Annotated in this window: 11 protein-coding genes and 1 pseudogene; 7 read left to right on the forward strand and 5 right to left on the reverse strand. The window is 63.7% G+C overall.

Translation table 11 applies throughout. The features are described 5' to 3' along the window. Positions 1–92: 92 nt before the first annotated feature. Positions 93–392, forward strand: coding sequence for a hypothetical protein (locus B5D38_RS08130; protein WP_207552915.1), 300 nt, complete (start codon positions 93–95; stop codon positions 390–392). Between the two features lie 284 nt (positions 393–676). Here B5D38_RS08130 and B5D38_RS08135 read toward each other — a convergent pair. From B5D38_RS08135 to B5D38_RS08150, 4 genes and pseudogenes are all read right to left on the reverse strand, one after another. Then, positions 677–1,071 (reverse strand): annotated as a pseudogene (locus tag B5D38_RS08135) (IS256 family transposase); the annotation flags it as partial. A gap of 561 nt (positions 1,072–1,632) precedes the next feature. Beyond that, positions 1,633–2,424, reverse strand: coding sequence for an AttM family quorum-quenching N-acyl homoserine lactonase (gene attM / locus B5D38_RS08140; protein ID WP_078707928.1), 792 nt, complete (start codon positions 2,422–2,424; stop codon positions 1,633–1,635). A 50-nt stretch (positions 2,425–2,474) separates the two neighbouring features. After that, positions 2,475–3,635, reverse strand: coding sequence for an iron-containing alcohol dehydrogenase (locus B5D38_RS08145; RefSeq protein ID WP_078707929.1), 1,161 nt, complete (start codon positions 3,633–3,635; stop codon positions 2,475–2,477). 189 nt (positions 3,636–3,824) lie between these two features. Continuing rightward, a complete protein-coding gene (locus B5D38_RS08150; RefSeq protein WP_078707930.1) occupies positions 3,825–5,279 on the reverse strand; it encodes an NAD-dependent succinate-semialdehyde dehydrogenase in 1,455 nt (484 codons plus the stop codon). A 98-nt stretch (positions 5,280–5,377) separates the two neighbouring features. On the opposite strand from B5D38_RS08150, the gene B5D38_RS08155 reads away from it, so the two are divergent. Further along, the gene (locus B5D38_RS08155; protein ID WP_078707931.1) at positions 5,378–6,160 is read left to right on the forward strand and encodes an IclR family transcriptional regulator; all 783 of its coding nucleotides are present in this window, start codon (positions 5,378–5,380) and stop codon (positions 6,158–6,160) included. Positions 6,161–6,230: 70 nt separating this feature from the next. On the opposite strand, the gene B5D38_RS08160 is transcribed toward B5D38_RS08155, so the two are convergent. Next, positions 6,231–7,388 carry a LacI family DNA-binding transcriptional regulator gene (locus B5D38_RS08160; RefSeq protein ID WP_078707932.1) on the reverse strand — a complete coding sequence of 386 codons (1,158 nt, stop codon included), beginning with the start codon at positions 7,386–7,388 and terminating at the stop codon, positions 6,231–6,233. 213 nt (positions 7,389–7,601) lie between these two features. Here B5D38_RS08160 and B5D38_RS08165 point away from each other — a divergent pair, with 213 nt between their 5' ends. The 5 genes from B5D38_RS08165 to B5D38_RS08185 all read left to right on the forward strand — a co-directional run bounded on the left by B5D38_RS08165 (position 7,602) and on the right by B5D38_RS08185 (position 14,332). Continuing rightward, positions 7,602–8,882: an extracellular solute-binding protein gene (locus B5D38_RS08165; protein ID WP_207552916.1), complete on the forward strand. Its 1,281-nt coding sequence runs from the start codon at positions 7,602–7,604 to the stop codon at positions 8,880–8,882. Between the two features lie 104 nt (positions 8,883–8,986). Next, on the forward strand, positions 8,987–9,913 hold the full coding sequence (locus B5D38_RS08170; RefSeq protein WP_207552917.1) for a carbohydrate ABC transporter permease: 927 nt from the start codon (positions 8,987–8,989) through the stop codon (positions 9,911–9,913). A gap of 4 nt (positions 9,914–9,917) precedes the next feature. Then, positions 9,918–10,751, forward strand: a complete 834-nt coding sequence (locus B5D38_RS08175) for a carbohydrate ABC transporter permease (RefSeq protein ID WP_078707934.1) — start codon at positions 9,918–9,920, stop codon at positions 10,749–10,751. Positions 10,752–10,767: 16 nt separating this feature from the next. After that, on the forward strand, positions 10,768–11,895 hold the full coding sequence (locus B5D38_RS08180) for an ABC transporter ATP-binding protein (RefSeq protein ID WP_078707935.1): 1,128 nt from the start codon (positions 10,768–10,770) through the stop codon (positions 11,893–11,895). A gap of 58 nt (positions 11,896–11,953) precedes the next feature. After that, positions 11,954–14,332, forward strand: a complete 2,379-nt coding sequence (locus B5D38_RS08185; RefSeq protein WP_078707936.1) for a glycoside hydrolase family 3 N-terminal domain-containing protein — start codon at positions 11,954–11,956, stop codon at positions 14,330–14,332. Positions 14,333–14,367 lie beyond the last annotated feature (35 nt).

Raw genomic sequence — 14,367 nt, forward strand, 5'->3', positions numbered from 1 at the left:
TCGGCCAGATCCTCTCCACCATCTCCGCCGACGAATGCAGCAACTACCTCGTCAACTCAGGATATGGACGATCCTAATCTCATCCCGCTCTAATGTTCGATAGCGCGCGATCCGAAGCGGCGGTCGACACCGATCTCATCCCCTATTGGATCTACGAAGGTTCCGTGAGGGTCGAACGGCGCGTGCCGATGTTGCCGTTCAGCCGGGAAGTCACGCGGCTCGCTTGGCTCAAACGCAGCCTCACGGTCTATCGCCTGGCCTTTGGTCAACCACGGCAGGACGATCTGCTTGACTACCTGCAAACTCTCGCCGGCGAGGGCATGGACCCAAGCCTTCTTGGCGATCTGCAAATTCGGCTCGAACCAGGACTTCCTGGCGGGTCAGAACCATAGCCACGTCGCGACCATCCTCGAGGTCCCCTATACGAAGTGAAGCGCGTGCCGCGCCGGCGACATGGTTCGACCGCATTCCTTGAAGGGCGCCGCCCGCTGGGCCGGGCTGTCGGCAAAGCGGAAGCCCCGGCGTCCGGTCTTTATCAAACGGCTTTGGAACGGGACCCCTCATCGGCGTCCAAACGGGGGTCCGGCTCATATGTGGAACGGCCCGGTTGGCAAGGCGTGCGCCGCGTAAATCGCCGTCGGACGGTGCAGTCATATGTCCGGCCTGTTGGCGCGGTCAGCCGCACGGCACGCCCGAAGCGCCGCGTCGAGACGTTGATCAGCATCAGGCTCATCGCCCAGCGACCGAGTCAGTCCTCCGCCGTCGCCCGATCCCAGCTCGGGACCGGGACCTCATGGCCGTCTGCGCTGCGAACCCGTGGGCGATCGACACCACCTTGCCGCCGTGGAAGCCGTCCGCCCCCCGCATCTTGCCCCAGCGGTGCGCCTGGCGCTGCTCGTTGCGGCCGTGGCGCGGACCGCACGCTGCCTCGACATCGGCCTCCATCATTGCGCTCAGCGTCTCGATTCCTGCGGCAAGGCAGAACCGCTCGAAGCTCTCCTGGACGTCAGCGAAGGCTTCCTCCACAGCTTCGCCGATCGGGGCGGCCGCGACCGTGCTATTCTTCTTCATGGCGTTGCTCTCCAATGTGGATTCGACACCCCGAGCCTACCGGCTCAAGGTGAGCAACGCCGCCCCCCTCACAGTTTCAACATCAAGCGGGACATCCCCCGGATCTCGGGCGCAACCATATTGCCTCGCGCCACCCGCCGCGTTAGTTCATCCGTTACACCACGCTGTCACAGGATGGCCGAGACCAAGGCTCAGGTCGATCGACAAAACAATGACTTACGGCGGATTCGGGTTCGAATCCCTCTCTCTCCGCCATGCCTAAGTCATTGATTTCCTGCGATCCGAACGCCTGATTCTCAGATCATCCTGTCACAGCGTCCTGTCACACTGTTTCGGGCGTTTGTTTCTTGCATGCTCTGCTCGCACCCTTCGTCACGAGGCGCGGACTCCTCTTCTGGTTCCGCAGGCCGGTTCCGGTGGACCTGGTCTCCTGCCTCGGACATCCGGCGATCGCCCCGCAGAGTGACAGCTGGATGACCAGACGAAGGGCATGGAAGCTCGTGCATACAGTCGCGCCGAGAGAACGGCGCGACTGAGCCTTTTATCGAGAGGCCGAAGCTATCATGCGTAGTAGTCCGGCGCCTTCTTGAAGCTGGACCAGGCGTCGGGATCGTGGCCTGTGACAACGGTCGCGACTTCCCGTTCGGCGAGGGTGCGCAGCTTTTGGACCGAGCGCACGGTATCGACCGTGGAGGCAAGGAAGCCTGGAAGCGCCTTCTCCTCCCAGTGATCGACCGTATAGGCCGCATCGATCGTCAGAAGCATGGGCTTGGACTGCGGCAGGCGGACGAGGAAGGACTGATGCCCCGGTGCGTGCCCCGGCGAAAAGACCGTGGTCAGCGTCCCGTCGCCATAGATGTCATAGTGGTCGTCCGCGACACCGTTCAGGAACTGCCATTTCAGGCCCGGCTTGTCGAAATCTTTGCGAATATAGCCGCCCGCCGCGAACCAGTCGGGCGTGAAGGCGTACTCGTATTCGCAGCGTTGAACGATATGGGTTGCGTTCGGGAAGCGACCGATCGCGCCCGTATGGTCGAGATGGAGATGCGACTGAACCACATAACGCACGTCAGCCGGATCGATACCCAGCGCCTTGACTTGATCGACGCAACCCTGGTCCTTGTCCAGCACTGGCCAGTAGACGTCGCAGATGCCGCCCCAATGGCCGCGCGGGTCACTCGCCACCTCGATGGCGTTGCCGCCGTCGATGATCGCATGCCCGTCGGGATGGGTGATCAGGAAGAACGGGACCGGGATTTCGTAATCCGCGCCATTGCCCTGGTTCATCTTGATGTTGTGGACTTTGCACTTCAGCGTACCCGACTGAAGCATGTAGAGCCTGATATCCGTCATTCTGTCTCCTCCCGTGAGATCGTTGATTGAAAGGTTCGATAAGGGACGGCCTAGAAGGCCTCCTGGTAGAGACGCAACGCATCCGCCTCGGTGACATCGACTGGATTGTTCACTAGAAGCCGCGTCTGCTTCATCGCGTCGTTGGCGAGCAGCGGCAGTTTTTCCTCGCTCACTCCAACGTCACGCAGCCGGCGCGGTGCACCGCTTTCGTCCATGAGGCGTTGCATGGCGTCGACGAAAGCGTTGGAGCGCGCGGACGCATCGCCCGCCCCCGGCACGCCGAGGACATCGGCGAGTTCGGCATAGAGCGGGGCGGCGGTGGCAGCGTTGAAGCGCAAAACCGGCCCGAGCATCAATGCGTTCGAGAGCCCGTGCGGCACATGGTAATGCCCCCCCAGCGGATAGGCGAGGGCATGAACAGCCGCGACCGGCGAGTTGGCGAAGGCTTGGCCCGCCAGCATCGCGCCCAGCAGCATGGCCTCCCGCGCCTCCCTGTTCGAGCCGTCACGGCAGGCGGCCAAGAGGTTGGAACCCAAAAACCGCAAAGCCTCACGCGCCAAGGCGTCGGACAGGGGATTCTTCTTGTGCCGGCTGGTATAGGCCTCGATCGCATGGACCATGGCGTCGATGCCGGTGGCGGCGGTGTGGATGGCGGGCAGGCCGACAGTCAGCTCACCATCGAGCAGAACATAATCCGCATAGAGCTGGGGCGAGACGACTCCCATCTTGGTGGTCTCGCCCGTGGTGAGAATCGAGATATTGGTGACTTCCGACCCGGTTCCCGCCGTCGTCGGCACGAGAACCAGCGGCATGCGCGAGCCAGTAACCTTGCCGATGCCATAAAGCTCAGACAAGGGTTGCTCAGCGACGGTCAGCACCGCCGTGAGCTTGGCGACGTCGAGAGAGGAACCGCCGCCGAGGCCGACGACGATGCCACATTCGGCCGCCTTTGCCTTCTCCACGGCGTCGAGAAGCACCGCCTCCGGTGGGTCGGCCACCACGGAATCGAAAATCGTGACGGTGAAACCCGAGGCTTCGAGACCGACGACGATCGGCGCGATCAGTCCGGCCTTCACCAATCCCGCGTCCGTGACAAGAAACAGCCGCCGCGCCGAGAAACGTTCGGCAAGGCGCTGGCCGAGCTGCTGGGCACCGGACCATTCGACCTGAATGGCCGGCACCGTACGAAACTCGAAACTATTGATGGACATGAACGACCTCCCATAGTGCTAAGGCATGAGACCCGGCTTCAGAACCGGGCGTTATGCTCCCGATTATCGCTATTGCTTCGGATTTGCTGAAAACCCGCATTTCGCTGTTCTGCAGGTGCGAGCAATACCGGCGCGGGTTCGGCCATGGCGTGCGCCGAACAGAGAGATATCGGTGATCCTCGCCAGCCTCTAACGAAGCGCCGAGCACCAATATTTTACCTCGAGATATTCCTCGATGCCGTGATGCGAACCTTCGCGCCCAAGGCCGGACTGCTTGACCCCGCCGAAGGGCGCGACCTCGTTGGATATCAAGCCGGTATTATGGCCGATCATGCCGTATTCCAGCGCCTCGACGACCCGCCACGCGCGCCGGATATTCTCGGTATAGAAATAGGAGGCGAGACCGAACTCGGTGTCGTTCGCCAGCGCGATCACCTCCTCCTCCGTCTCGAAGCGGAAGAGCGGCGCGAGGGGCCCGAAGGTCTCCTCGCGCGCCACCCGCATGGCGCCCGTGGCGCCCGCCAGAACGGTCGGCTCGAAGAACAGACCGCCCAGCCCATGGCGTTTGCCGCCGGTGACGATACGAGCGCCCTTGGAGACGGCGTCGGCCAAATGGCTCTCGACCTTCTCAACCGCCGCCTCGTCGATCAACGGGCCGATCTGCACGCCGGGCTCCGTGCCCCGCCCAACCTGAAGCGTCGCGACCTTGGCCGCGAGCTTTTCGGCGAAGGCATCGAAGACACCGGCTTGAACGTAAAGCCGATTTGCGCACACGCAGGTCTGGCCGGCGTTGCGATACTTGGAGGCGATGGCTCCCTCGACAGCAGCATCGAGATCGGCGTCGTCGAAGACGATGAAGGGGGCGTTGCCGCCGAGCTCCAGCGACAGGCGTTTGATCGAGGGAGCGCATTGCGCCATCAGAATGCGCCCGACTTCGGTCGAGCCGGTAAAGGAGAGCTTGCGCACGACGTCGCTGCCAGTCAGCACGCGGCCCACTTCGCGCGAATCTCCGGTGACGATCTGAAGGACCCCGGCGGGAACACCCGCCTCCTCAGCCAGAACGCCAAGCGCAAGCGCTGTCAGGGGCGTCTGCTCGGCAGGCTTGACGATGATGACGCAACCGGCGGCCAGCGCCGGCGCCACCTTGCGGGTTATCATGGCCGCCGGGAAGTTCCAGGGAGTGATGGCCGCGCAGACGCCGACCGGCTGCTTGAGCACCATCAGCCGCTTGTCGGCCTGCGGAGCGGGAATGATTTCGCCATAGACCCGCTTGGCCTCTTCGGCGAACCACTCGATGAAGGACGCGGCATAGACGATCTCGCCCTTGGCCTCTGCCAATGGCTTGCCTTGCTCTGCCGTCATCAGGGCGGCGAGATCGTCCGCATTCGCAAGGATCAGCTCGAACCACCGGCGCAGTATTTGCGCGCGCTCCTTTGCGGCAAGCTGAGACCAAGGCCCGAAGGCCTTCTGCGCCGCCTCGATGGCCTGGGCAACCTCACTCGCGCTGAGCGAGGGAACGTGCGCGATGATCGAACCGTCTGCCGGATCGCGGACCTCGATCGCCTCCTTACTCGAAGCAGTCGACCAGGATCCGTTGATCAGGCAGGATTCACGCAGAAGGGCAGTGGAGCGAAGCTGAATCAAGGGGACCTCTTATTGAATCGATGGCTCGGTTCAGTATATTGAACTAAGTTCCCTATTTCGAACTAAGAATGTTGTCACCTTTAGGAAATGTCAAGTCGATGCCGCAGCCTACGAAAACCGTGACAGCCGGTGCCGCGCCGGCTCTGCGCCGTGCGATCGAGGTGCTCGATCTCCTGGGAAGCGTCCACGAACCGATGGCGGCGGCTGATATCGCGCGCGAACTCGGCATCCCGAAGAGTTCGGCCCACGGCTTGATCGCAACGATGATGGAGTACGAACTCGTGATTCGTGGCGTGGATGGGCGCATCCGTCTCGGCCCGCGATTGATGCGATGGGCGGGCGGATTTCTTGGCCAGACCAACCTTGTCAGCGAATTCGAACACTATTTTGCAGGGGCAACCGAGCTTGACGACTACACGATCACGCTGACGGTTCTGGAGGGGCGAGAGGTCGTCTATATCGCCTGCCACAACAGTGGGCAGCCGCTTGGTCTGACCTTCCGGATCGGCATGCGCCTGCCGGCCCCCTACACCGCGACCGGCAAGGCGCAGCTGTCCACGATATCTGCGGGCGAACTTGAGCGTCTGTTCGCCGAGCCGAAGGATTGGCCCGCCCCATTGACGCACCTTGGCGTCGGCTCCCTGGAGCAGTTGAGCGCTGAACTCGATGCAGTGCGCAGGAACGGGTATTCGATCGATGCCGGACAGGTTCGCGAAGGAATGGTTTGTCTCGGCGCGCCGATAAAGGACCATTCCGGCCGCGCCCTTGCCGGGATTGCCGTCAGCATGATCCGGAGTGAGGCGACCGGCCCTCTCCTGGAGGCGCTGGGAGAGCGTATCCGATGCGCCGCGGATACTCTAACTCACAGGCTCGGGAACTGAGCGCCATCGAGGCTTCAGCGACGGATCGACCGAACTCCTGTCGGAGGTCGACAGCGGGTCTCCGATCCGCTCAGCGGACAAGCTGGGGCGCGGCTGTCGAGCCACGCACCACCAGTTCGACAGGCACGGTCACGCAAGCAGGTGCCGCCGCCGGCTCCATCACCCGTTCGAGAAGCATTTTCACCGCGGTTCGGCCCATGCGCGCCAAAGGTTGATGGACGGTCGTCAATCCCGGCTTCATCTGCGCCGCCAACGGCAAATCGTCGAAGCCGGCGAGGGAAATATCCCCTGGGACGGACAGGCCCGCCTCATGGATGGCGGCAGCCGCCCCGACGGCGCTGATATCGTTGGCGGCGAAGATCGCGGTGGGGCGTGGTTCCAGCGCGAGCAGGTAATTCGCACCCTCAAAGCCACCCTTTTGCAGATAATTGCCTTCGGCCACCAAGCGCGGATCGTCCGCCATGCCTGCCTCCCGCAGAGCGTCGCCATAGGCTCTCAGGCGATCTCGCGCCGATTCCATTCGGTTGTCGCCGGTGATGAAGCCGATGCGCCGATGACCCAGTTCCATGAGATGGCGCATCAAAAGTCGCGCGCCGGCGTAGTTGTCGCCCGAAACCCACGGGAATGGGTCATGCTCGCCCCGGCGCTCGATGGTGACCACAGGAATGCGGGCGCGCGCCAGAGCATCGAGGTAGTCGCCCTGATAGGGCAGGATCGCGATGACGCCGTCGGCCACTTGGTGCAAAAGATCAAGCACGCGACCCGGTGGGCGGCCGGCGGAATCGGGCGGTGAATAGACCAGTAGGTCCTGGCCGACACCGCGCACCGCGCTGCCGATGGCCGTGACCACCTCGCCGGCAAACGGCGTGTGAAGCTGTGCGGTGACGCCGATGATGCCGTTGCTGCCGCCGCTGCGGCGCGACGAAAGGCGCTGTGCCATCCAGTTGATGACGTATCCCATCTCATCGGCGATGCGCAAAATGTCCTCACGCACCTGCTGGGAAACGCCGGGACGGTTGTTGATCGCGCGAGACGCCGTCATCCGCGAGACGCCCGCGACCCGGGCGATCTCGGCCAATGTGGGCGCGGCATGCGCGGCGTCGGCTTCGCGCTCGCGTTCAGACGCCTCGCGATCGACACGCGCCCGTCCGCTCTCCGATGAGGCATTCTCCCTCGGTGGATGGCTCTCTTGAGCCTTCTTCGGGCGGGGCACGATGGCGTCGTTCATGGCGTGGCCGCGGTCCTGGTCCGCATGATCTAACTTGCGACCAGAGCATTCCCTAGACCGCAACCCGTGCGCGGGAAAGCGCCGAGAGGCGAGATGTCGCATGCCTGACACATGCTGTCGAGGCGCAACGAGACGCGTTGACATGGGCGTAACGTTATCGGTAACGTACCTCATGTTCCGGCGCGTGATCGGAGCTTTACGGGAGGTATCGTGATGAAGACCATGGCCGCGCGTCTCGGCGCGCTTCTTTGTGGCGCCGCCGTCGCCGCCGCACTTCCCCTTGGCGCCCACGCCGAGGACAAGGTTATTACCGAGTGGGACCTGCAGACGACGCCCGGCGCCGTCGCCGTCATTCGCGATGCCGAAGACCGTTTCGAGAAGGATCATCCGGGCTTCAAGGTCGAGGACTCCCACATCCTCAACGATGCCTACAAGGCGAAGCTGAAGATCGCCTTCGGCGCGGGTGAGCCACCCTGCGTGTTCAGCTCCTGGGGCGGCGGGCCGCTGCGCGAATATGTGAACGCCGACCAGGTGGTCGATCTGACGCCCTATCTCGATCAGCATCCCGAGTTCAAGGATCGCTTCGCGACCGCGAGCTTCGGCGCCGCGACCACCGACGGCAAGATCTATGCACTGCCGGCGGAGAACACCGCTGTCGCGGCGATTTTCTACAACAAGGACATCTTCAAGCGCCTCAACCTCACCCCGCCCAAGACCTGGGACGAGCTGATGGCGACCGTGAAGACGCTGAACGACAACAACATCGCCCCCTTCGCCCTGGCCAATAAGAACAAGTGGCCGGGCTCCATGTTCTTCGTCTATCTCGTCGACCGCATCGGCGGGCCCGAGGCGTTCGCCAAGGCCGTCGACCCTGCGGCGGACGGCAGCTTCACCGACGAACCCTTCATCGAGGCTGGCAAGCGAATTCAGGAGCTCGTCAAGGCCGATGCGTTCGCCCGCGGCTACAACGGCCTCGACTACGATATCGGCGGCTCGCGGCGTTTGCTCTATTCCGGCCGCGCCGCCATGGAACTGATGGGCAGTTGGGAACTGGCGACCATCCGCAACGAAAATCCCGACTTCGTCGACAAGCTCGGCGTGTTCGCCTTCCCCGCCGTCGAGGGTGGCAAGGGTGATCCCAACAATCTCGTCGGCACTCTCGGCGACAACTTCATCTCGATCTCCAAGGCATGCCCCTACAAGGACGAAGCCTTCGATCTTTTGATGAAGCTCACCGATGACACCGCAGCCGCCGGCCGCCTCGCCGACAAGCGGGTGATGCCGCTGAAGAACCTCAAGGTGGAAGACCCCTTCCTCAAGACCATCGTCAAGATGGTGGGCGAGGCTCCCTCGGTGCAGCTCTGGTACGACCAGGAACTGGCGCCGGCACTGGGCGAAGCCCACAAGGACACCACCCAGGCTCTCTTCGGCCTTTCGATGACGCCGGAAGAAGCCGCCGCCAAGATGGAAGAGGTGGCCAAGTCGGCTCACTGATCCTGTTCTGCCGGAAGCGGATTTGAGAGAGATCGCTTCCGGCCCCTCTCCCACGGCGCAGCCCATGCGAATCGGCTGGTAACGCCGGCATGTCGGAGGAAAGCGTGACTGTTGCTACCCACCGTGCGGAACCTGTCCGCCGGCGGCGCGCTAGAGCCCTGTCGAGCGCGCTGGCGCCCGCCGTCTTTCTGGCGCCCGCCGTCGTCCTTCTGCTCGTCTATCTGCTCTATCCGCTGGTCGACAGCTTTCGCCTGTCGCTCCTGGCCTGGAACGGGCTGGGCGAGACCGCCCGCTATGTCGGCCTGGAGAACTGGGTGCGGCTCGCCCACGATCAGGTGTTCTGGCTCTCGGCCGGCAACAACATCCTCCTGGCGTTGTTCTCGGTGTTGATCCAGCTGCCGATCGCCATCGTCCTCGCGGTCGTGCTGGACGAGGCGAGCCATGGCTCGCGCCTGCTCAAGATCCTCTATTTCCTGCCGCTTTTGATGTCGAGCGTCGCGGTCGGCGTGCTGTTCAAGAACGTCTACGACCCCAATTTCGGCCCGGTGAACAGCATTCTCGAGGCGTTTGGCCTCTATGACTGGACGCAGGACTGGCTGGGCGATCCCCATCTTGCCCTCGCCTCGGTGATTGCGGTGGTGTGCTGGCAGAACATCCCCTTCTACATGGTGCTGTTCCTCGCCGGCCTCGCTTCCTTCCCGCGCGAACTCAACGAGGCGGCCCGTCTCGACGGCGCCAGCGAAATCACCATCTTCTGGCGCCTGAAGCTGCCACACCTCAAGGGCACGTTCCGCACCGCGGTCCTGCTCGCGGTCATCGGCTCGCTGCGCTACTTCGACCTCATCTACATCATGACCGGCGGCGGGCCCGACAACGCCTCCGAGCTTATGGCGACCTACATGTACCGCACGGTCTTCAGCTCGTTCCAGCTGGGCTACGGCAGCACCATCGCCTCGGCGATGTTCATCGTCGTCACCCTCATCGCCGCCGTTTCCTTCCGCATTTCCCGCCGCTTCGAGACGGAGATCTGAGCCCATGTCCAGCCGCTCCCTCTCGCCAGGCCGCATCGCCATTCCCGTCCTTGGCCTGTTCTGGCTGGCGGTGACCACCCTGCCCTTTATCTTCGTGGTGTTCACGAGCCTGAAAACCCAGCAGGAAACCTATGCCAATCCGGTTTGGGCGCTGCCCGAGAGCCTCAACTTTTCCAACTACCTCGAGGTTCTTCAGGGCCTGTTCTTCACCTATCTGAAGAACAGCGTCATCGTCATCTCGATCTCGGTGGCGATCATCCTCATCACCAGCTCCATGGCCGCCTACGCGCTGGCGCGTCTCAAGTTCCGCCTCGCCGGGCCGCTGTTCGCCCTGATCGTGGCGGGCATGATCGTGCCGCTCCACATCACGCTGGTGCCGGTCTACCTGATGACGCGCGACATGGGCCTCTACGACACGCCCTTCGCGCTGATCGGCCCCTATGTGGCGACGTCGTTGCCCATCTCGGTGTTCATCCTCACGGAGTTCATGCGTCAGGTGCCCAAGGAGCTTGAGGAGGCGGCGCTGCTCGATGGCTGCGGCCCCTTCAAGATCTTCTGGAAGATCTTCTTCCCGCTGTCGCGGCCGGGTCTTGCGACCGTCGCCATCTACAACGGCATCATGCTGTGGAACGAATTCATCTTCGCCTATGTGCTGACGTCCTCGCCCCAGAACCGCACCCTGCCGCTCGCCATCTGGGATTTCCAGGGTCAGTACAGCGCCAACATTCCGGCCATTCTCGCCGTGGTCACGCTGACCTCGCTTCCCCTCATCATCGTCTACGCCATCGGCCAGGAGCGCATCGTCAACGGCATGATGGCCGGTTCCCTCAAGGGTTGAGACGCGGAGTATAACCATGACCAGCATCACCCTTGCGGGCGTCACCAAGAAGTTCGGCAACCAGCCGGTTCTGGCGGGCATCGATCTTTCCATCGCCGATGGCGAGTTCTGTGTCTTCCTCGGGCCTTCCGGCTGCGGCAAGTCGACCCTTTTGCGCATGATCGCCGGCATCGAGACCATCACCGCCGGCGAGCTTCAGATCGGCGGCCAGACCATGAACGACGTGCCGCCGGCCGAGCGCCGCGTCGCCATGGTATTCCAGAACTATGCGCTCTATCCGCATATGAGCGTCTTCGAGAACATGGCCTTCGGCCTGAGGCAGGCGAAGACGCCAAAGGCCGAGATCGACCAGCGGGTGCGCGAGGCGGCGCGCATCCTTCAGATCGAGCCGCTGCTGGAGCGCCTGCCCCGCCAGCTTTCGGGCGGCCAGCGCCAGCGCGTCGCCATCGGCCGCGCCATCGTGCGCAAGCCCGATGTCTTCCTCTTCGACGAGCCGCTGTCCAATCTCGACGCGGCGCTGCGCGTCCACATGCGCACCGAGATCGCCAATCTCCACCGCGACTTCTCGCAGGCCAGCGTCATCTACGTCACCCACGACCAGACCGAGGCCATGGCCCTTGCCGACAAGATCGTGCTGCTGCGGGCCGGCGCAGATATTTTGACGAAGGGCAGCATCGCCCAGATCGGCGCGCCGCTGGAGCTCTATCACCGCCCAAAGAACCTCTTCGTCGCCGGCTTCCTGGGCTCGCCGACGATGAACTTTCTGCCCGCAACGGTAGAGGCGGCAAAGACGGACGGGGTGACCGTCCGCCTGGAAAGCGGCGAAGCGCTGTCCGTTGCCGTGGATGGCGCGGGGTTGGCCAAGGGCGCCAGGGTCACTCTCGGCATTCGCCCCGAACATCTGGAGATGGCGGCGGAAGCCGTTGCCGGCCAGACGATCACGCACACCGTCGAGGCAGTCGAGAACTTCGGCGAATACAGCTACCTCTACCTGCAAAGCCCGATGCCGGCCCCGTTCATCGCCAAGGTCTCAGGTGACGCTGTCGGGATGGCCGGGCGCGCCGTCGCTTTCCAGCCCCTCGCCCATTCCTGCCACCTTTTCGACGAGGCCGGCGAAGCGCTGCCTCATCTGGCATCCGCCTGAGCGGCGTCCGCCACCCGTTTTCCCCAATCGGCCACGGCCGGCATAAAGAGCCAATGTGATGTTGAAGATCTATCAGGACCCCGCGAAATCCATCTCCGAGCGCGTGGCGGACCTTCTGTCGCGCATGAGCGTCGAGGAGAAGATCGCCCAGATGCATGCGCTCTGGCTGATCCTGTCGCCCGATGGAAGCCATGAGATCCGCAGTGATCAGTTCACCGGGGCAAGCGACCCGAAAGCCGTCCACCGCATGCTCTCCCTCGGCCTTGGCCAGATCACCCGGCCGCTCGGCACCCGGTCCATCGAGCCCCGCGAGGGCGTCAAGGCGCTCAACAGCCTCCAAAAATTCTTCATGGAGGAGACGCGGCTCGCCATTCCCGTCATGTCCCACGAGGAATGCCTTTCAGGCCTGATGGTGAAGGGCGCGACGCTCTTTCCTTCTTCGCTCTCCTACGGCGCAACGTGGAATCCCGACCTCATCGAGAAGGTCGGCGCGGCCATCGGCGAGGAAGCACGCGCCATCGGCTGCCATCAGGGCCTTGCCCCCGTGCTCGACGTCGCCCGCGACGCGCGCTGGGGCCGCACCGAGGAAAGTTTCGGCGAAGACCCCTATCTCGTTGGCGTTCTGGCCAGCCGCTATGTGCGCGGTTTTCAGGGCGAAAAGCGCGACGTTCTCGCCACCCTGAAGCATTATGCCGGCCACTCCTTCAGCGAGGGCGGGCGCAACCACGCCCCCGTGCATCTGGGCTGGCGCGAGCTGAACGACACCTTCCTGCTGCCCTTCGAAATGGCGGTGCGCACGGCGAACGCCGCCTCGGTGATGCCGGCCTATCACGACATCGACGGTGAGCCCTCCCATGCCTCGCGCCATTTGCTGACGAAGGTTCTGCGCGAGGATTGGGGCTTCGACGGGATTCTCGTGGCCGACTATGTGGGCGTGAGCCTGCTCTATCAGCATCACGGGCTGGCCGCCGATCGGGCCGAGGCCGCAGCGCTCTCCTTCAATGCCGGACTCGACATCGAGCTGCCGGGCGACGACTGCGCGCCGCATCTCACCCAGGCGCTGGAGCGCGGGCTGATCACCATGGAGACCATCGACGCGGCGGTCTCGCGCATCCTGACTGAAAAGTTCCGCATCGGCCTGTTCGAAAGGCCCTATGCCGACGAGGATAAGGTGGTGCTGCGCACGGCCGAAGCGGTCGACCTCGCCCGGGAAGTCGCAGCACAGTCGGTGACCATCCTCGACAACAACGGCATCCTGCCGCTCGCCGCAGACGCGAAAGTCGCGATCATCGGCCCCACCGCCGACGATCCCCTTGCCCTCCTCGGCGACTATTCCTTCCCGGTTCACCTCATCCATAACGACGAGACCGAGGCCGTCGCCTCGGTCGTCACTCCCCTTGCCGCCTTCAAGGCGCTGCTTGGCGAAGACAGGGTGAAATTTGCCCAGGGGTGTTATATCCTTGAGGAGCGGCGTTCGGGCGCCCCGGTCTTTCCGGGCGATGTCGACGATGCCACCAGCCTCGAACTCGCCTCGACCCTGTCGACGCGCCTCGACCTCATCCCCGCCGCCGTGGAAGCGGCAAAGGCCGCCGATGTCGCCATCGTCTGCGTCGGCGATCTGTCGGGCATCTTCCAGACCGGCACGGTGGGCGAAGGCTCGGACGCCGATTCGCTGGTGCTGCCCGGTGTCCAGCAGCAGCTTCTCGACGCCGTGGTCGCTACCGGAAAGCCGGTGGTCGTCGTCCTCACCAGCGGCCGGCCCTACAATCTCGGCGGATTGGAGGATAAGCTGGCGGCGCAGGTCATGGCCTTCTTCGGCGGCGAGCGGGGCGGAACAGCGATCGCCGAGGTGCTGACCGGTGGGCGCGAACCGTCAGGCCGTCTCACCCTGTCGATCCCCAAGAATGTCGGCGCGGTGCCCTATTTCTACAACCACAAGCTCAAGAGCGCCGGTACACCGATCGCACGTCATTTCGGCAGCCGCTATCCCTTCGGCCACGGCCTTTCCTACACCGACTTCGCCTTCGAAGACGTGGCGCTCGAGGCCGACACCGTCGACATCGAGGCCGGAGAAATCGTCCTCTCCTTCACGGTGCGCAACAAGGGATCGCGGGCCGGCGTCGCCGTGCCTCAGCTCTATGTGCGCGACCGCCTCGCCTCGGTCGTGCGACCGGTCAAGGAGTTGAAGGGCTTCGGCAGGGTTGAGCTGGAAGCGGGAACGGCGGCGCGCGTCACCTTCCGTGTGCCCGTGGACATGCTCAATTTCACCGGCGCCGAAGGCCACCGCATCGTGGAGCCCGGAACTTTCGATCTGATGGTGGGAACCTCCAGCGCCGACATCAAGCTGCGCAAGGAGGTGACTGTCAGCGGCAAGACACGGCGCATCACAGGAGCATGGCGCATGGAAAGCACCTGCGAGGTCGTAACCCTGTCCTGATCGGTTATGAGGCACGCAAGCGCGCGAAGATCCAT

This window comes from Consotaella salsifontis (genome assembly GCF_900167365.1).
Lineage (GTDB): Bacteria > Pseudomonadota > Alphaproteobacteria > Rhizobiales > Rhizobiaceae > Consotaella > Consotaella salsifontis.